Origin of the sequence: Methylorubrum sp. SL192, from assembly GCF_026672325.1 — a bacterium.
In the GTDB taxonomy this organism is placed as follows: Bacteria; Pseudomonadota; Alphaproteobacteria; order Rhizobiales; family Beijerinckiaceae; genus Methylobacterium; species Methylobacterium extorquens.
The window spans coordinates 1,206,480-1,225,522 of sequence record NZ_JAPPQV010000003.1; the positions used below are offsets into that span (position 1 = coordinate 1,206,480).

A 19,043-nucleotide genomic window follows, 5' to 3' on the forward strand; every position below is an offset into this window, starting at 1 on the left:
GATGCGCGGGCGCCATCCTCAAACCCTTCAGCGCAACGCCGCGGGACGCCTTGATCCGACGCATGCTCTCCCGGCTCGGCCAGCGTGGCTTCTCCACGCAGTTCTACCTGATCATGCTCGTGATCGCGCTGATCGGCCCCGGCCTGATCTTCACCGCGATCCTGCTGACCCGCTACGCCGCCACCGAACGCGCCCGCTTCGAGCAGGATGCACGGGAAAACGTGCGTGGCGTCGCGCTCTCGATTGATCGCGACACCGCCGGTCTCGTCTCGGTGCTGCAGACGCTCGCCACCTCGCCGCGGCTCAAGGACAGCGAGTTCGCGATTTTCGAGAATCAGGCGCGCCTCGTGCGCGAGGCGGTCGGCCTCGATCTCGTTCTGCGCCGGCCGGACGGACAGCAGATCGTCAACACCGCCCTCAAGCCGGGGGCGCCCCTGCCGGTGACGACCCTGCCGATCGACCGCGAACTCATCGAGAGCGGGCAGCGCTCCATGGTCACCGGCTATCTCGCCGGGGCTATGCCGGATCAAGCGCATTACGCCGTCGCGGTGCCGGTGCGGATCGAGGAGACGCCTGCCTTCATCCTCAGCTTCTCGGTGCCCCTGAGCCGCATCGCCGGCATCCTCGCCCGCGAGCAGATCCGGGGTTGGGTCACGGGGGTCTCGGATCGCGACGGCGTCGTGCTCGCGCGCCTGCCGGAATTACCCGGCGTGGTCGGGAATCCCCGGCTCGCGACCCTGCGCCAGACGGCGACGGGCACCCCCGGCGTCTGGGAGGGGCGCGACCGCGACTTCAAGCCTGTCACCGTGGTCGAGGCGCGCTCGCGGCTCAACGGCTGGACCGTGGGGGCGAGCATCCCGCGCGAACTGGTCGAGGCGCGGCTGCGGCGCTGGATCTGGGCCTTCGGCGGCTTCGGCCTTCTCGTGCTCGCCACCTCCTCGGTGCTCGCCGTCCATCTGTGGTCGCGGGTCTCGAAGCCCCTGCGTCAACTCGCGGCGACGGGGCCGGCCCTCGCGCGGGGGCAGGCGATCCCGCGGATCGCCTCGCCGATCCACGAGATCCGCCGCCTCGCCGACGTGCTCTCGGAAGCCTCGCTGCGGCTGCGCACCCGCAGCGAGGAGCGCGACCGGGCACTCGCCGAGACCCAACGCGGCCTCGCGGCCTTGCGCGAAAGCGAGGCACGTTTCCGACACATGGCCGATTCGGCCCCGGCGCTGATCTGGATGACCGACGAGACCGCCGAGGTGGTCTTCGCCAATATGCATTTCGACCACCTGTTCGGCCGTCCGGCCGCGGAGATGGCCGGCGGCGGCTGGGAGTCGATCGTGCATCCGCCGGACCTGCCGGCTTTCCAGGCGACGTTCCAAGAGGCGTTCGAGCACCGGCAACCGTTCCGGGCCGAGATGCGGGTCGTCGATCGCAACGGGGAGATTCGCTGGCTGCGCTGCGAGGGCGTGCCGCGCCTCGACGACCATGGCACCTTCCTCGGCTTCACCGGGTGCAGCGTCGATGTCACCGATGCCAAGCGGGCCGAGGAGCATCTGCGCCTGCTCATCAACGAGTTGAACCACCGGGTGAAGAACACCCTGGCCACCGTCCAATCGATCGCCATGCAGTCCCTGCGCGGACTCGACGGCGAGGAGGCACTTGCGGCCCGCGCCGCCTTCGAGGCGCGGCTGCTGGCGCTCGCCCGCGCCCACGACGTGCTGACCCGCGAGAGCTGGGAGGGCGCCGAGCTGAAGACCGTGGTGGGGGACGCGATCCGCCCGCTGGAGGCGGGGGACGGGCAGGAATCGCGCTTCGTCGTATCGGGCCCGCGCCTGCGGCTCGCGCCGCGTCTGGCGCTGTCCATCGCCATGGCCCTGCACGAACTCGGCACCAACGCCGTCAAGTACGGAGCTTTGTCCAAGGAGGGCGGGCGGGTGACGATCACCTGGACCGTGCAGCGCCGGCCCGAACTCTCGCTCTCCCTGCGCTGGACCGAGAGCGGCGGCCCGCCGGTTTCGCCTCCGACCCGCCGCGGCTTCGGCTCGCGTCTGATCGAGCGTAGCCTCGCCCGTGAACTCGCGGGCAAGGTCGAACTGCTCTACGAGCCGGACGGCGTGGTCTGCACCATCGATGCGCCGGTGCCGCCGCCGGGCTTGCTGGAGCGCAAGGGCGGCACGCAGCTCGCTGCGACGAAGCCGCTGCCCCTGGCGGGGTAAGGGTCGCTCTCCGAGCGCCCGTGCCGGGTCCCTACTGAAACGTCATCGGGTCCGGCCCGATTCGTCCGTCGGCCCGGTCGAGACCGGCGATTGCCGCGTGGTCCTCTTGCGTGAGCGAGAAGCCGAACACGTCGATGTTCTCGTGCATCCGGGCGGGCGTGGCGGATTTCGGGATCGCGACGAAGCCGTTCTCGATGTGCCAGCGCAGTACCACCTGGGCCGGGCTGCGCCCGAGCCGGTCAGCGATCCGGGTGATGGCGGGTTCATCCAGCACCTGCGCCTGGCCTAGGGGGCTCCAGGCTTCCGTGACGATGCCGAGCCGGACATGGGCCGCGCGTAAGCTGCGCTGCTGGAACCGCGGATGCAGCTCGATCTGGTTGAGGGCGGGGGTGACGCCGGTCTCGTTCACGAGCCGTTCGAGCTGATCCTCGGTGAAGTTCGAGACGCCGATCGAGGCGGCGCGGCCCTCTTCCTGCAAACGGATCAGTGCGCGCCAGCTGTCGAGGTAGAGTCCCCGGTCGGGGCAGGGCCAGTGGATCAGGTAGAGATCGACATGGTCGAGGCCGAGCCGGGCGAGGCTGTCATCGAAGGCGTGCCGCGTCGCATCGTAGCCCTGCGCATCGTTCCAGAGTTTCGTCGTCACGAACACTTCGGCCCGGGACACGATCGTCTCCCGCAGGCCGCGCCCAACGCCGCCCTCGTTGCCGTAGGCCGCGGCGGTGTCGATCGAGCGATAGCCGCTGCCGAGCGCCGTTCCGACGAGGGCAGGCGTCTCCGCCTCTTGCAGCCGCCAGACGCCGAAGCCGAGTTGGGGGATGGACCGCCCGTCGTTAAGAGCGATCTGCGGCACGGGATCGGGGGCTGTCATGGCGTTTTTATTCTCATGCGCTGCCCGAGCGACAGGCCGAGGCAGGGCAGGGAGAATCGGCACGATCCTGCCTGCCGTACAGGCGTCCTTCTGGGGGGCAGGGCTGCGCGCGCGTCAGGGCCGGGCGCGCGTCCGATCCTCGGCGGCCTCGCGATCGGGCATCCTGACGAGGTGCAGATAGGTCGGATCGAAGTCGCAGAACGCCTGCAGGCGCTTGACGTCCGGGACGTGCAGCCGGCGCTCCTTCAATTGGATCAGCCCGGCAAGGCGTAGGTCGCGCAGGATGCGGCTGACATGGATCGTCGTGATGCCGAGGATGTCGGCGAGCATCGGCTGGGTCAGAGGCAACGGGCAGTCGCGCTCCCCGGCCGTCCCGACGAGCTGCTGCCGCAGCAGCAATTCGCAGAACAGGTGGGCGATGCGCTTGTCGGCGGAGCGCTGGCCCATGCTCGCGAGCCATTCCCGCAGGATGCTCTCATCGACCAGGGTCGCCCACCACAGCGCCCGGGCGAGACGCGAATCGCGGAACACCAGGTCATCGACCCGGTCCTGCGGGATGTCAGCGACGGTGCAGGCGGTCAGCGCGGCGATGTAGTGGTCGGACGGGCCGAGCACGATCGATTGCAGATCGCAGAAATCACCCGGCAGGAGCAGGCCGAGGATCTGGCGTTGCCCGTCGTCAATGAGCTTGTAGCGGAAGGCGTAGCCTTCGAGGACGAGGTGGACACCCGCCGCCCGGTCGCCGGCCCGCACGATATCCTGCTGCGGCTCCAGGCTGCGGCTGGAGCGGGACAGGTCGGCCAAAAGGGCCCGATCTCCGGCGTCGAGATCCGCGCCGTAGCGAAGCCGGAGGATCAGAGGGTTCGTGCGCGTGAGCGTCACAGTCGCGTCCATGGACGCTCAACGCGGATCGCGCCGTTCCGTGCCATGGAAACGCACGGAGTTTTGCGAGAAACCGCCCCTGCCGACCCGATGTTCCCGCATCGGTGTCGGGCGTCGGACCCAATCCAGTCGATTCCCTTGGGAAGGCGGATGTGGGGTTCACTCGAGGGCCGCGGGGCCGGCCGACACGATGGCCCTTTTCGTCCGGGGCCGGGCGAAAACCGTGTCCGTCGCGTCTCAGGCGGCCTTCCAACGGCGGGCGGTGTGGTTGCCGAAGGCGCGGGCGTAGAGATTGCAGTAGTTCAGCGCCGCCCCATCCCAGCCGAAGGAGCGGGACATGGCGCTGCGCCGCATGGTGTTGAGGCGCTTCTTCTGGCCGAAGGTTTCGAAGGCGCGGCGGATCGCCGAGGTCAGCCCCTTCGGCGAGGCCTCCCCGAAGGTGAAGCCGGTGACCCCATCCTCGACCGTATCGTTGAGGCCGCCGGTGCGGCGCACGATCGGCAGGGAGCCGAAGCGCTGGGCATACATCTGCGCCAGCCCGCAGGGTTCGAAGCGCGAGGGCATCAGCAGGAAGTCGCTGCCGGCAAAGATGCGGCGCGCCTCGGTTTCGCGGAAGCCGACATGGACGCCGACATTCTCGGGATGGCGCACGGCGAGATCGCGCAGGGCCTCCTCGAACCGGCCCTCGCCCTGGCCGATCACCACGAGCTGACCGCCCTCGGCGACGATCGACTCGGCGGCGCTGATGCTGAGGTCGATGCCCTTCTGGTGCACGAGGCGCGAGACGATGGCGAAGAGCGGCCCGCGGGAGACCGCCATGCCGAACTGCTTGCGCACCTCGTCGGCATTGGCCCGCTTACCCTTCCAGTCGTCGGGCTCGAAGCGGGTGGCGAGGTGCGGGTCCGTGCGCGGATCCCAGCTCTCGTCGATGCCGTTGAGAATGCCGGTCAGGCGACCCTGCGCGGCGCGGGTGCGGAGCAAGCCGTCGAGGCCACAGCCGCCCTCGGGTGTGGTGATCTCGCGGGCATAGGTCTCGCTCACCGTGGTGACGTGCGACGCGTGATAGATGCCGGCCTTGAGGAAGGAGAGCTGCCCGTAGAACTCCACGCCATCCATCTGGAAGGCGTGGTCCGGTACGCCGACCCGGCCGAGATTGTCGCGGTGGAACAGGCCCTGGTAGGCGAGATTGTGAATCGTCAGCACGCTCGGGCGGCGGATGCCGAGCCAGGACAGGTAGGCTGGGGCCAGCGCGGTCTGCCAATCGTTGAGGTGCAGCAGGTCGGCCGACCAGAACGGGTCGATGCCCCCGGCCAGTTCCGCGGCCGCCCGGCTGAGGCGGGCAAACCGCAGGTCGTTGTCGCCGAAATCGCCGCGCTCGTCGCCGTAGGGCGTGCCGTCGCGCTCGTACAGATCGGGGGCGACCAGCACGTAGACGCCGAGGCCGTCCGGCGTGGTGCCGAAGCCGAGTTCGCAGCCCGGAACGCTGGCGAAGCTGCCGAACCGGGCGATCATCGTCAGGTTGTCGAGCCCGGCGAGCACCTGCGCGTAGCCGGGAATGAGGACGCGGACGTCGTAGTGGCGGCGCAGGGAGCGGGGCAGGGCACCCGCAACCTCACCGAGGCCGCCGGTCTTCACGAAATCCGCCATTTCGGGGGTGGCGTAGAGAATGCGGGGTAGGAGAGCGTTGCCGAGTCTCGGCTGGGGCTCGAAGGTGGAGGTCGGTAGCAGCGGATCGGCGACCGGGAGCCCACCGAGATCCACGTAAGCCATCGACTCGCCCCTACGCCACCCGCGCGGCCGGTGAAGGGCGGGAACCGCCGCTGCTACGCTCGGCATTGAAATGCTCCGGAAGGCAATCCGTTCCGTTGCATCGCACAATTCAGGCCATGTTCAGACCAATATTTTTGAGTGGACGCCTGCGCTTCCATCATGGGTTGTCCGCGCTGGGCGAATGGCGAAAGCGGTCTGCGCATCATTCCCGGTTTTGACCGGGCTGAATGCGCAGGGTGCAGCGCGGCAACGGCCCGTCCTATCGGCTTGCCGGTTTGAGAATGAGGCCTTCGTTCGGTGCGAGGCGGGCCTTGCCGTCGGCCCTGTCGCCCGCCCGTCCCGGAAGGGTTGAGAGCAGGATCGTCCAGCCCCCATCCTCCAACGGAATCACCCATTCCGAGCTACCGAAATTGAGCAGGATGCGTAAAACCTCGCCACCCAGAACCCGCTCGAAGGCGAAGACTTCGGCCGCGTGATCCGACGATAGCGGGAGGCCGCGCCAATCGCCGATCGACAGGGCCGGATGGTCGCGGCGCAGGGACAGGAGCCGGCGGTAGAGGGTCAGGATCGAGCGGGAATCGTCGCGCATCTCATCGACGTTGCGCCGCTTCGCATCGGCGCTGAGCGGCAGCCACGGCGTACCGGTGGTGAAGCCCGCATTCAGTGCGTCCTCCCACTGCATCGGCGTGCGCTCGGGGTCGCGGCCATGGCCGGGCTCGTTGCGCCCCCACGGGTCCTGTGCCTGCTCGGGCGGCACCGGAACATGGGCGAGGCCGATCTCGTCGCCGTAATAGAGCGTCGGCGTGCCGCGCAGCGTCAGCAGCAGCATCGCCGCGACGCGAGCCTGCGCCTCGCCGACGCGGGCGGCGATGCGGGGCTGATCGTGGTTGCCGAGCACCCAGTTCGGCCAGCCGCCCTCGGGTAGGGCGGCTTCGTATTCCGTCACCAGAGCCGCCACCGCGTCGGCGCGCCACGGCGTCTGGATGAGCTGGAAGTTGAACGGCAGGTCGGCCCCGGTCAGGCCAGGCCCGTAATAGGCCACCAGCCGCTCGATCGGCAGATAGATCTCGCCGATCAGCACCCGCTCGCCGTACTCGCGCAGGACCGCGCGCATTCCGGCGATGACGTCGAGCACCTCCGGCCGGTCGCAGGAATAGACCTGTTGGAAGCGGTTGATCCCGGCCTGATGCGGCTGAAAATCGGGGTTGTGCGGGTTGTCGCGAAATCCCTCGTCCTTGATCAGGTGCCAGATCACGTCGACGCGGAAGCCGTCCACGCCGCGCGCCAGCCAGAAGCGCAGGGCGTCGTGCATCGCCGCCCGCACTTCGGGGTTGCGCCAATTCAGGTCCGGCTGCTCGGGCAGGAAGGCGTGGTAGTAGTACTGGCCGGTGGCCGGATCACGGGTCCAGGCCGGGCCGCCGAAATTCGAGAGCCAGTTGTTGGGCGGTCCGCCGTCAGGAGCCGGATCGCGCCAGATGTACCAGTCGCGCTTGCGTGACGCGCGGCTCGCCCGGCTCTCGGTGAACCACGGATGCGCGATCGAGCTGTGGTTGGGCACGAAATCGAGAATCACGCGGAGCTTGCGCCGATGCGCCTCGGCGATCAGCGCGTCGAAATCCTCCAGCGTGCCGAACAGCGGATCGACCGCGCAATAATCGGCCACGTCGTAGCCGAAATCGGCCATCGGCGAGCGGTAGAACGGCGAGATCCACACCGCATCGACGCCGAGCCATGCGAGGTAATCCAGCCGTGCCGTGATCCCCCGAAGGTCGCCGACGCCATCGCCGTCCGTGTCCTGGAACGAGCGGGGATAGATCTGATAGACTGTCCCGCTCTTCCACCACGCCGCTTCGGAGCCGTTCGCCCCAGATACCGGACCGCCCATCGGACCTCCCTCGATGTTGCCATCGACGCCGTGCGCATCGCTCCTGGGTGGGGTAGGGCCGTTCAGCAAGCCTTCAAGCGGCCGGTGTCATCTCTCGTGCGAGGCGCCGGCTGATGTGCTCGCGATGTGTCTACAGTGACACAGTCCTGCGGGCACACGACTTGCGAATGATGTGTTTGCACGCATGTGTCTCGACAAGTCCGCCGGCCGGCAACACCATGGTGGGGCAGGGCGACAGACCACGTCGCGGATCATCGTGCCGCCGCATGAAGCGGCTACACTCCGCGTCCGACCGACATCCTCGGCTGTAACGAAGGGGGATACCCAGGTGCTGAACGAAGCTCTGTCCGTTCTCGTCAGGAACGGCGAAGCGGACACTTCCGCTTCATCGGCGAAGACGGCGAAGGCCGCCGCCACCTATGTTAAGCCCCTTCACGTTGCCGGTGGTGATGCGGTGGTGGAGTTGCGCGAGGCGATCCGCTCCAAGCTCCTTTACGTGCTCGGCAAGACGCCCGAGGCCGCCCGCGAGCGCGACTGGTTCGCCGCGACGGCGCTGGCCCTGCGCGACCGGATCATCGACGCCTGCTACGGTGCGCAGGCCGCTACCGTGCCGGAGAAGCGGGTCTATTATCTCTCGCTTGAATTCCTGATCGGCCGGCTTCTGTCGGACGCCATGAACAATCTCGGCCTCGTCGAGACCACCAAGGCCGCTTTGCGCGACCTCGGCGTCGATTTCGCCGGCGTCGAGGGGGCCGAGCCCGACGCGGCGCTCGGCAATGGCGGCCTCGGGCGGCTCGCCGCCTGTTTCATGGAGAGCATGGCAAGCCTGTCGATCCCCGCGACCGGCTACGGCATCCGCTACGACCACGGCCTCTTCCGCCAGTCGTTGGAGGACGGATGGCAGCGTGAGGCGCCGGAGACCTGGCTCTCGGAAGGCAACCCGTGGGAGTTCCCGCGGCCGGAGGCGACCTACAAGGTCGGCTTCGGCGGCCACGTCACCATGACGAGCCAGGGCGACCACCACATCCGCCGCCACTGGCACCCGGCCGAGACCGTGAACGCCGTGGCCCACGACGTGCCGATCGTCGGCTGGCGGGGCAAACACGTCAACGTCCTGCGCCTGTGGAAGGCGGAGGCCGACGCGCCGGTCGAGCTCGCGCGCTTCAATGCCGGCGACCATGTCGGCGCCGTGGCCGGCCGGGCCCGGGCGGAGGCGATCTCGCGGGTGCTCTACCCGAGCGATTCCTCCGTCGAGGGCCAGGAACTGCGCCTGCGCCAGGAATTCTTCTTCACCTCCGCCTCGCTGCAGGATCTCGTGCGCCGGCACGTGGCGGAGCGCGGCTCCCTACGCTCCCTGCCCGACCACGCCGCGATCCAGCTCAACGACACCCACCCGGCCATCGCCGTGCCGGAGCTGATGCGCATCCTGATGGAGGATCACGACCTCCCCTGGGAGGATGCGTGGCAGATCACCTCCAACACCCTGCACTACACCAACCACACCCTGCTGCCCGAGGCGCTGGAGACCTGGCCGGTGGAGCTGATGGAGCGGCTGCTGCCGCGCCACATGCAGATCATCTACCTGATCAACTGGCTGCACCTCGAGGAGCAGAGCAAGAACCGTCGGGGTGGGACGTTCGACATCTCCGCCGTCTCGCTGATCGACGAGTCGAACGGTCGGCGCGTCCGCATGGGACCGCTGGCCTTCCACGGTTCGCGACGGGTCAACGGCGTCTCGGCGCTCCACAGCGAGCTCTTGAAATCGACCGTGTTCAAGGATCTCCACACGATCGAGCCGGAGAAGATCCTCAACAAGACCAACGGCATCACCTTCCGCCGCTGGCTGCACAACGCCAACCCCGAACTGACGGCGCTGGCCGTCGAGGCGGCGGGCGAGGGCGTGCTCGATGATCCGACCCAGCTCGAAAAGCTGGTGCCGTTCGCCGACGATCCGGAGTTCCGCCAGCGCTACGCAGCGATGCGGACAATCCGCAAGCAGCGCCTCGCTCAGGTCATCGCCGAGCGCACCGGCATCACCGTCGATCCGTCGGCGCTGTTCGACGTGCAGATCAAGCGCATCCACGAGTACAAGCGCCAGCTCCTCAACCTGATCGAGACGGTGGCGCTCTACCAAGCGATCAAGAAGGCCCCCCACGAGGACTGGACGCCGCGGGTCAAGATCTTCGCCGGCAAGGCGGCGCCGAGCTACGTGCAGGCCAAGCTCATCATCAAGCTGGCCGGCGACATCGCCAAGGTCGTCAACGCCAATCCCGAGATCGGCGACCGGCTGAAGGTGGTGTTCCTCCCGAACTACTCGGTGAGTCTGGCCGAGGTGATCATCCCGGCCGCCGACCTCTCCGAGCAGATCTCGACCGCCGGCATGGAAGCCTCGGGCACGGGCAACATGAAGCTCGCACTCAACGGCGCGCTCACCGTCGGCACGCTCGACGGCGCCAATATCGAGATCAAGGATCATGTCGGTGGGGAGAACATCTTCATCTTCGGCCTCGACGCCGAAGGGGTGCTCGCCCGCGTGAAGGAGCCGGACTACGCCGCCAAGGCAATCGCGGCCTCGCCGCGGCTGGCTGCAGCGCTCGACGCCATCGCCGACGGCACGTTCTCGCCGGACGATCCGGCCCGCTTCGCGTCGCTCGTGGATGAGCTGCGCCACGGCGACCGCTACCTGACCACGGTCGATTTCGAGGATTACTGGCGCGTCCAGCGCGAGATCGACGCGGCCTGGAAGCGCCCCGCCCAGTGGTGGCGGACGGCGATCCTCAACACTGCCCGCATGGCGTGGTTCTCCTCCGACCGCTCGATGCGGGAATACGCCGAGGAAATCTGGCGGGTGAAGGTGGCCTGACAGTCCGACCGATGAAGACAGAAGGGCGAGAGGCGCGGATACGCCTCTCGCCCTTCGTATTTCGAGTGTGTCGTCGGTTGTCCCGCAGGGAGTCCGACCTAAACATCGACATCTGTGAGCACTGACATGGCAGCGGGTTCACCCCGCGCCGACCGTGTCCCAAAAATGCAAGTTTTGGTTGAAACGACGCGCGGTCGACCCTAGCGTGGGCGCCGTTCAAGGGGGACCGGGGCTCGACGTCGTGGTGTTGAAACTGCCGAGGCTCGCTTGGTTCTCGTGCCTGGCGACGATCGCCGCGATGTCGCTGCTAAATTTGTATTGTGCGGCGAGCATTCAAACCGACCGAGTTCCCATGCAATGGGGCATCAACGGACGGCCGACATGGTACGCCGATAAGACGATCGGCCTCTGGATCCCGGTCGCGATCATCGTCGTTATTGCTCCCCAGATTTTTCTGAAGATCAAGCAGGTCGAAGCCCAAGCCGGGGCTTGGTACTGGATCGGGATGATCGCAATGTTCTGCTTCATCGCCGCCGTGTATGCGTGGCATATCTCGGCGGTCATAACCTGGGCGGAAGCGCAGCCCTGAACCCGATGCCGGAGGTGGTCTAAGCCCCCGGCTCAAGCGGGATCGGATAGAACCGCGCCCCCGCCGCCGCAGCCAGGACCTCCACCGCGCCCAGCGTCGAGGGGCAGCCGGAGGCGTGCACCACGTCGGTGGTCCGCAGGCTCGGGATATGGGCGGTGAGCGGGCCGGGGCGCACGTCGGGCCCCCGCTGGCGGTGGCGGTCGGCGGCCAGCGTGATGCGGGTGACGCCGGTGGCGCGCAGCCATTCGAGCGACGGGCGCATGTAGAGATCGAGGGGATCGCGCGCGCCGACCACGAGGCAGATCTCGCGGGCCGGCTCGATGTAGCGCGCGGCGCGGGCGATCGCCCAGATGCCGGCGAACCCGGTCTCCGCCGCCACCAGTACGAGGCGACCGCCGCCGGGCCGGTAGGTGCCGTTACCGACCGGACCCTTCACCTTCACCGCACGTCCGGGCTCGACCGGGCAGCCGAACAGGGCGGTGAGATCCTCCGCGCTCTCGCCGCGCAGGTGGAAAACGAGTTCGTTCAACTCCGCCCCGCCCTCGACGCCGAGCGTCGGCGTGAGCGTGACCGGGTGCCCGCCTTCGAGCGTGACGACGACTTGGTCGCCCGGCTCGAAAGGAAGCCGGCGCTCCAGGGTTGCGACCACCTGAAGGACCCGCGGCGCCAGCGCCGTGATGGAGTCGATGCTGCCGGTGCGGCGTGCCAGCGTCCGGACAGGCGTCTTGACCGGCCGGATCGTCGCGTCCGGATCGGGCGCGGACAGCGTCACCGCCTCCGCCCGCCGCGCCCGAACGGGGAGTCGCCGTGAGGCCGGGCCGGGGCCCTGGCCGAGCAGCCCGGTCATCGGGCCGATCATCCCGTCCGCCAGCGCGGTCTCCAGGGAAGTATCGCCCGGGGAGACCCGCAGGGGCTGGCCGTTGACGACAAGCGAACAACGGGCGCTCGTGGGAGCACGCATGGCGGCAACCCGCTCCGATCGGATGAGAAATGTTCTGAAGGGATCAGAGCGGATTGTGGATCAGGCGCTCGACCAGCGCCGCCCAGCGCGCGCGGACGGCCCGGGCCTCCTCGCTGAGCGTTTCCGCGTCCGCGAGGCCGAGGCTGGTTCGAAGGGCCTCGCTCTCCCGGCGCTCAGCGGCGAGTGCGGCCTTCATCACCGCCACTTCGAGGCGCAGGCGCGCGAGATCCGCCTCACCCGCCGCCGCTTCGGGCTCGAAGGACAGGGGGGCAGGGACGTCCGCCGGAGCGTCCGCCACGATCTGCACCACGGCGTCCGCCGGAGCCTGCGTCACGGGTTCGGCCGCAACCTCGGCAACGACCACCCGCGGCTGCACCGCGGCGGCGAGATGCGCGTGGATGGGCCGCGTCATCAGGCGCCGCATCGCGCTGCCAGAGGGGGCCGGGCTCCTGCGTCTCGTCGCCTCGATCATCGTCCATCCTCAACCCGGCGGGTCCGCCGAAGAGGCGTCCCGGATACTTGGATGGACCTTCCCGCAACATGGTTAAGGGAGGTTTAAACTGAAGCGCGAGACCTGCGCGTCATTGCGGGATCAGGCCGCTTCGGGCGCGGCGCCGACGAGCTGGCGGGCCTGGAGCACGGTCATCGGCTCGCCGAAGGCCGCACCTTGCGCGTAATCGCAGCCGAATTCCTGCAACACCTGCGCATCCTCCTCCGACTCGGCGCCCTCGGCGATGGTGGCCAGACCGAGTTCCTGCCCCATCCGCAGAACCGAGCGCAGCATGGCGGTGCGGCCCTGGCCCATCTGGCGCACGAAGCTCTGGTCGATCTTGATCGTGTCGAAGGGGAAGCGCTGGAGATAGGAGATCGCCGAGTAGCCGGTGCCGAAATCGTCGAGGACGAGGCCGGCGCCGAGATCGTGGATGCGGGTGAGCATCTGGGCGGCGTATTCCGGGTTCTCCATCACCAGCCCCTCGGCCATCTCCAGCTTGAGCGAGCCGGGCAGCACGCCGGTGCGGGCGATCACCGTCTTCACGTCGTGCAGGAGATCGTGGCGCAGGAGCTGGCGCGAGGAGACGTTGACCGAAGCGAAGATCGGCGGTTCGACGTCGAGCGAGCGCTGCCAGGCGGCGAGTTCCAGCGCCGTGCGCTCGATGGCGAAATTGCCGAGCGGGACGATGACGCCGGTCTCTTCCGCCACCGGCAGGAAGGTGGAGGGCGGGATGCGCCCGAGCTTCGGATGGTCCCAGCGCAGCAGCGTCTCGAAGCCGGCCACCGTGCGGTCTTCGAGCCGGACGATCGGCTGGAACAGCACCTTGATCTCGTTGCGCTCCAACGCCTTGCGCAGGTCCGCTTCCAGCATCAGCCGGTCGGAGCGCTCGAGGCGCATGTTGGCGCGGAACACCTCGATCCGGTCGCCGCCGCCGCGCTTGGCCTGGATCATCGCCATCTCGGCGTTCTTGAACACCTCCTCGCGCCGCGTCTGCCCGCTGCCCTGGTTGCCGACGCCCTGCGTCGCCTCGTGCAGCGCGATGCCGATGGAGACGGTGAGGAAAACCTCGCGGTCGGCATAGGTGACCGGGGTGGCGATGGCGCGCCGGATCATCTCGGCAAACGAGAGGATGCGGTCGGGCTCCCGCTCCGAGAGCAGGATCACCGCGAATTCGTCGCCCGCGACCCGCGCGAGCGTGTCCTGCGGCCGCAGCAACCGCCCGAGCCGGCGCGAGAGCGTCAGCAGGATCGAGTCGCCCGCCGAGAGGCCGATGGCGTCGTTGATCGCCTTGAAACGGTCGATGTCGAGGGCGATCACCGCGGGCTTGAGGCGCGGATCCTGGCTCGCCATCGCCAGCGCGGCCTCCAGCCGGTCGTGGAACAGCTCGCGGTTCGGCAGGCCGGTGAGGCTGTCGTGCACCGCGTCGTGCAGCAGCCGCTCCTCGGCGGTCTTCGCCTCGGTCACGTCGCTGATGGTGCCGACGATGCGGATCACCTCGCCATCGGTGCCGATCACCGGGCGCGCCTTCAGCCGGTACCACGCGTAGGGGCCATCAGCCGAGCGGAGGCGGAAATCGTGGGTGATGCGGCCGCGCCGCTCCTCGATCACGGTGTCGAGGGCGGCCGAGTAGCGCTCCACGTCAAAGGGATGGAGCAGGCCGAGCCAGTTCGCCGCCGGTCCTTCGAGGGCGCCGCGCTTGAGCCCGAGCTGGGCCTCGATCTCGGGGCCGGCGAAGACACGGTCACCCGGCACGTCCCAGTCGAACACGATGTCGCCTGCACCCGTCAGCGCCAGCGCCCGGCGCTCGGTGTCCGAGACGAGGCTGTGGCTCAGGCCGCCGCCGGCAAAGGCGTGCTGCATCACCGTGAAGCCGATCAGCATGACGATGAGCACGAGGCCGCCGATGAGCGCCGGCTGCACGAGGTCGGAGCCGATCTGCCCAGTGATGGCAAAGCCCGCCGCCACCACCCAGACCAGTAGCAGCAGCCAGGTCGGCACCAGCAGGATGGCGCGGTCGTAGCCGTTATGGACGGCGAGATAGAGGATCAGCAGGAGCCCGACGCCAGCCACGGCAGCGATCGAGATGCGCGCCACGCCCGCCGCCACGGGCGGGTCGAACACTGCAAGCGCCACGAGGCCGGCGAGGAAGGTCAGCCAGAAGAAGGCGACGTGGCTGTAGCGCACGTGCCAGCGCGACAGGTTCAGGTAGGCGAACAGGAACACCAGCAGGGTCGCGCCGAGCACGGCCTCGGCCGAGGCGCGGTAGATCCGCTCGGCGAGTTCGGTGACGGGAAACACCCGCTGCAGGAAGCCGAAATCGATGCAGGCATAGGCCAGCACCGCCCAGGAGAGCGCGGCGGCGGCGGGGAAGATGATCGCGCCCTTCACCACGAAGATGATGGTGAGGAACAGCGCCAAGAGCCCGGCGATGCCGATGATGATACCCTTGTAGAGCGTCAGCCCCGAGGTCTTCTTGCGGTAGGCGTCCTGATCCCAGAGGTAGACCTGAGGGATGTTCGGGCCTTTCAGCTCCGCCACGTAGGTGACTGTGGTGCCGGGATCGATGGTGATCAGGAACTGGTCGGCGTCGAGGCTCTCGTCGCGCTCGGGCCGGATGCCCTCGCTTGCGGTGATCGCGGCGATGCGCGAGCCGCCGAGATCGGGCCAGATCACCCCGGAGCCGACGAGGCGGAAATGCGGGGCGACCAGCAGGCGGTCGATCTGCTCGTCGGTGTCGTTGGTGAGCGCGAACACCATCCAGTCCGGCCGCGCGCCCGCCTCGCGCGCTTTGACCGCGATGCGCCGCACGATCCCGTCCTTGCCAGGGGCGGTGGAGATCTGGATCAGGTCGCCGTCCGAGCGGTAGCGCTCGATCGTCGGCGTCAGATCGATGGCGGGCGCGTCGAGGGTGACGCGCACGGCCTCGACCGCGTGGGCGGGGGCGGCGGTCCCGATCAGGCCGGCGAAAGAGCCCGCCACGGCCGTCAGGATCGCGAGGGCCAGGGCAAGGGCCAGTGAAAGCGTGCGCAACGGGCGATTCTTGACAACCGGCTTGAGCGGTGGGGGCGAGCGGCCAAGTCGTATCGGCGGCTTCCGGCCCCCGCAAGGCAAGCCGGCCGGGACGCGCGGCCCACCCACCGCTCTTTCGGCGGACCGTGGGACGCGGATCGCGTGGCTTTGCGGCCAAAACAAGTTGGGATCGGTTGCCGTGGTCTCGCTTGGACTGATGCGGGCGGGTAGAGCGGGCGATATGCGAAGGATTGGACGATGCCGCTTCAGAACCCTCCCCACTCTGCGGGGGAGGATGCCTGCGGAGCAGGCGGGTGAGGGGCGGCGCGGCGGTGACATGTCCGGCTGGCCTCGACCCGATTGGCACCGCGTTCCCCTCACCCGACCCCCTTCGGGGGCCACCCTCCCCCGCAGAGGGGGGAGGGCTGCTGCGCGCCGTCCCGCAATCCAATGACCCTCGCTCCGCTCCTCACCGTCCCGCTGGCGGCGCTGCTCTCCGCTGGCTTGATCGTGCTGCTGAAGCCGCTGCTGCAGCGCTACGCCCTGGCGCGGCCGAACGCCCGCTCCAGCCACCGGGTGCCGACGCCCCAGGGGGGCGGGATCGCGATCATCGCCGCCGCGCTGATCACGGCGGTCGTCCTGGCCGTGCCGACCGGGATCGCGCTCGGGGGCGTCGAGCTGCCGGTGCTGGCGCTCTCGGTGATCGCTCTTGCCGTGGTCGGGGCCGTCGACGACATCCGGCCGTTGCCGGCCTCGCTCCGCCTCGTGATCCAGGCCGGCGCGGTCGCCGCCGTCGTGCTCACCGCCGAGGGCCGTCTGCTGCCGGACGCCCCGCTCTGGCTGGAGCGGTCCTTCGCGATCCTCGCCGGGCTCTGGTTCGTGAACCTCGTCAACTTCATGGACGGGCTCGACTGGATGACGCTGGCCGAGTTCGTGCCGCCCACCGCCTTTCTGTTCGCCCTCGGCCTCGCGGGCCGCTACGCGCCCGAGCCGACGCTGGTCGCCGGCGCCCTGCTCGGGGGCCTTCTCGGCTTCGCGCCGTTCAACCGGCCGGTGGCACGGCTGTTCATGGGCGATGTCGGCTCGCTGCCGATCGGGCTGATCGTGGCGTGGCTGCTGTTCCGCCTCGCGGGGCAGGGGGGATTGCACGAGGGCTTGGAAGGCGGCTTGGCCGCCGCGCTGATCCTGCCGCTCTATCCCATCACCGACGCGACGCTCACCCTGCTGTGGCGCCTGCGGCGGGGGGAGGCCGTCTGGCAGGCCCATCGCAGCCACTATTATCAGGTCGCCACCGTCAACGGGTTCTCCGTGCGGGAGACTGTCGGCTCAGTCTTTGCCCTGCAGGTCGCGCTGGCCGCGCTGGCGGGCGTGACCTTGCTTTGGCCGTCTAGGACCGTCACGCTCTCTTGCCTCGTCCTCGCGGCGGGGCTGGTCGGGTGGCTGCTGCACCGGTTCGCGACGCCGCGGGCCGCCAGCGCGTGAGGGGATAACGGGTGAGCGGAAAGCTGATCGCGCTGACGGGAGCCACCGGCTTCATCGGACGCCACCTGCTGCGGGCGCTCTCGGAACGGGGCTACCGGGTCCGGGTGCTGCTGCGGCGCCCCGTCGAGGTGCCGGAGGGTGCCAGCGGCGCGGTGGTGGGCGATCTGGCCCGGCCGATGAACATGGCCGCCGCGCTCACCGGGGTCGATGCAGTGGTGCATTCCGCCGGCCTCGCCCACTCCATGTCCGGCGCACCCGAGGACGATTTTCGCAACTCGAACACCGAGGCGACGCGCAAGCTCGCCGACGCCGCGCAGCGGGCGCGGGTGGGCCGCTTCGTGTTCCTCTCCTCGATCCGGGCGCAGGCCGGTTCGAGCGCCCCGGCGCCCCTCTCCGAGGCGGACGCGCCGGAGCCGACCGATCCTTACGGCCGTTCCAAGCTCGCCGCCGAAGAGGCCCTGGCCGAGACCGGGCTCGACTGGGTCGCCCTGCGCCCGGTGCTTGTCTACGGCGCCGGCGTGAAGGGCAACATGGCTGCCCTGCTCAAGCTCGCCCGCACGCCCTATCCGTTGCCGCTCGCGAGCCTGGCCGGGCGCCGCTCGCTGGTCTCGGTCGAGAGCCTTGCGGGCGCGGTGGCCACGGCGCTGGAGGCACCCGGCCCCCTGCGGCGTCCGCTGGTGGTGGCCGATCCCGACCCGCTGACGCTGCCCGAAATGCTCGCCGCGCTCCGCGCCGGCCTCGGCCGCGGGCCCGGCCTGCTGCCCTGCCCGGTGCCGCTGATCGGCCTCGCCTGCCGCGCCACCGGCCGCGAGGCCGCCTTCGACCGGCTGTCCGGCTCGCTCGTCGCCCGCGCCGAGGGGCTGGAGGCCCTGGGCTGGCGGCCGGCGCAAGCGTCGCGGGACGGGCTCGCGGCGCTGGCGCGGGCGGGCGGTTGAGGGCTCAGGCGGCCTTGAGAGCCGCCGCGGCGTCGAGGGCGCCGGCCAGAGCCCGCTCGCGGGCCTCCGCGCCCAGGGCGATGCCCTCGGCGACGATGATCTCCGGCGCGGTGATGCCGATGAAGGCGAGCACCGTGCGCAGATAGGTCTCCGCGTGCTCGGCCGCCGCGGCGGGCGTGCCCGGCCCGTAGAGGCCGCCGCGCGAGACGACGGCGATAACCCGCTTGCCGCCGGCGAGGCCCTCGGCCCCGGTCGGCCCGTAGCGGAAGGTGACACCTGCCACGAGGATGCGGTCGATCCAGGCTTTGAGCTGGCTCGACAGGGTGAAATTATAGAGTGGGGCGCCGATCACCACGATGTCGGCTGCCAGAAACTCCTCCAGCACCTGCCGGCCGAGTTCGACGTCGTGCTGCACGTCGGGCGTATTCGTGGCGTTGGGCTGCGCCCCGGCGAGGACCGCGCCCGAGAGGTGCGGCAACGGCGTCCCGGCGAGGTCGCGGTAGATGACGTCGAGACCGGGATGCTGCGCCCGCAGGCGGTCCACGATGGCGGCGGAGACGGTCCGGCTGACGGAATGCGGCCCCAGAATGCTGCCGTCGACGTGAAGGAGCTTCATGTTTGATCCTCGGTATCAGAAATGAACCGAGGCGCTATAGATAACCACCGTCAGCCGTGCGCAAGGAGGCACATTCTTGGAACCCGGGCACATCGAGGGAACCGACGCACCGCCGCGGCCCGAGCATTCCGGGCAGGATTGCCGCCTCGTCGGCACGGTGCTCGCGCGGATCGGAGACAAGTGGAGCGTCCTCGTCGTCATGATGCTGGGCGACGGTCCGCGGCGCTTCAACGAGCTGAAGCGGATGATCGGCGGCATCTCGCAGCGGATGCTCACCTTCACCCTGCGCGGGCTGGAGCGGGACGGCCTCGTGACGCGCACGATCTTCCCGACGATCCCGCCGCGGGTCGATTACGAGCTGACCGAACTCGGGCGCTCGCTGCGGGAGCCGATCCAGGCGCTCGGCGCCTGGGCCTTCGCCCACCTGCCGGAGATTCAGGAGGCCCGCGCCCGCTTCGACCGCCGCGGCGGCGAAGGGGCCTGAGC

The 19,043-nt window shown here is 69.2% G+C and carries 14 protein-coding genes; 6 read left to right on the forward strand and 8 right to left on the reverse strand.

Features of this window, described 5'->3' with window-relative positions; translation table 11 throughout:
- Positions 1-62 precede the first annotated feature (62 nt).
- A complete protein-coding gene (locus OVA30_RS06400; protein WP_253395547.1) occupies positions 63-2,204 on the forward strand; it encodes a sensor histidine kinase in 2,142 nt (713 codons plus the stop codon).
- A 31-nt stretch (positions 2,205-2,235) separates the two neighbouring features.
- Here OVA30_RS06400 and OVA30_RS06405 read toward each other — a convergent pair whose 3' ends face one another.
- The 4 genes from OVA30_RS06405 to OVA30_RS06420 form a co-directional block, all read right to left on the reverse strand.
- Positions 2,236-3,072 (reverse strand): aldo/keto reductase, encoded by an 837-nt coding sequence (locus OVA30_RS06405; protein WP_015950788.1) that lies wholly within the window; start codon positions 3,070-3,072, stop codon positions 2,236-2,238.
- A 114-nt stretch (positions 3,073-3,186) separates the two neighbouring features.
- Positions 3,187-3,966: a Crp/Fnr family transcriptional regulator gene (locus tag OVA30_RS06410; protein WP_056503847.1), complete on the reverse strand. Its 780-nt coding sequence runs from the start codon at positions 3,964-3,966 to the stop codon at positions 3,187-3,189.
- 225 nt (positions 3,967-4,191) lie between these two features.
- Complete coding sequence (gene glgA, locus OVA30_RS06415; protein ID WP_268174972.1) at positions 4,192-5,724, reverse strand: glycogen synthase GlgA; 1,533 nt, start codon at positions 5,722-5,724, stop codon at positions 4,192-4,194.
- A 259-nt stretch (positions 5,725-5,983) separates the two neighbouring features.
- Positions 5,984-7,609 (reverse strand): alpha-amylase family glycosyl hydrolase, encoded by a 1,626-nt coding sequence (locus OVA30_RS06420; protein ID WP_268174973.1) that lies wholly within the window; start codon positions 7,607-7,609, stop codon positions 5,984-5,986.
- A 328-nt stretch (positions 7,610-7,937) separates the two neighbouring features.
- Here OVA30_RS06420 and OVA30_RS06425 point away from each other — a divergent pair, with 328 nt between their 5' ends.
- Positions 7,938-10,472 (forward strand): glycogen/starch/alpha-glucan phosphorylase, encoded by a 2,535-nt coding sequence (locus OVA30_RS06425; RefSeq protein ID WP_268174974.1) that lies wholly within the window; start codon positions 7,938-7,940, stop codon positions 10,470-10,472.
- A 205-nt stretch (positions 10,473-10,677) separates the two neighbouring features.
- The gene (locus OVA30_RS06430) at positions 10,678-11,061 is read left to right on the forward strand and encodes a DUF1648 domain-containing protein (RefSeq protein ID WP_245296398.1); all 384 of its coding nucleotides are present in this window, start codon (positions 10,678-10,680) and stop codon (positions 11,059-11,061) included.
- Positions 11,062-11,080: 19 nt separating this feature from the next.
- Here the strand turns inward: OVA30_RS06430 and OVA30_RS06435 are convergent, their stop codons facing one another.
- From OVA30_RS06435 to OVA30_RS06445, 3 genes are all read right to left on the reverse strand, one after another.
- Positions 11,081-12,022, reverse strand: a complete 942-nt coding sequence (locus OVA30_RS06435; protein ID WP_015822590.1) for a ferredoxin--NAD(+) reductase — start codon at positions 12,020-12,022, stop codon at positions 11,081-11,083.
- A gap of 43 nt (positions 12,023-12,065) precedes the next feature.
- Positions 12,066-12,434, reverse strand: coding sequence for a hypothetical protein (locus OVA30_RS06440; protein WP_268174976.1), 369 nt, complete (start codon positions 12,432-12,434; stop codon positions 12,066-12,068).
- 180 nt (positions 12,435-12,614) lie between these two features.
- The gene (locus tag OVA30_RS06445) at positions 12,615-15,545 is read right to left on the reverse strand and encodes an EAL domain-containing protein (protein WP_268174977.1); all 2,931 of its coding nucleotides are present in this window, start codon (positions 15,543-15,545) and stop codon (positions 12,615-12,617) included.
- Positions 15,546-15,974: 429 nt separating this feature from the next.
- On the opposite strand from OVA30_RS06445, the gene OVA30_RS06450 reads away from it, so the two are divergent.
- Positions 15,975-17,006, forward strand: a complete 1,032-nt coding sequence (locus OVA30_RS06450; protein WP_268174979.1) for a glycosyl transferase — start codon at positions 15,975-15,977, stop codon at positions 17,004-17,006.
- 11 nt (positions 17,007-17,017) lie between these two features.
- Positions 17,018-17,941 (forward strand): NAD-dependent epimerase/dehydratase family protein, encoded by a 924-nt coding sequence (locus OVA30_RS06455; protein WP_268174980.1) that lies wholly within the window; start codon positions 17,018-17,020, stop codon positions 17,939-17,941.
- A gap of 4 nt (positions 17,942-17,945) precedes the next feature.
- Here the strand turns inward: OVA30_RS06455 and OVA30_RS06460 are convergent, their stop codons facing one another.
- Positions 17,946-18,557, reverse strand: a complete 612-nt coding sequence (locus OVA30_RS06460; protein WP_268174982.1) for an FMN-dependent NADH-azoreductase — start codon at positions 18,555-18,557, stop codon at positions 17,946-17,948.
- Between the two features lie 76 nt (positions 18,558-18,633).
- Between OVA30_RS06460 and OVA30_RS06465 the strand changes: the two genes are divergently transcribed.
- Positions 18,634-19,041, forward strand: a complete 408-nt coding sequence (locus tag OVA30_RS06465; protein ID WP_015950797.1) for a winged helix-turn-helix transcriptional regulator — start codon at positions 18,634-18,636, stop codon at positions 19,039-19,041.
- Positions 19,042-19,043: the final 2 nt, after the last annotated feature.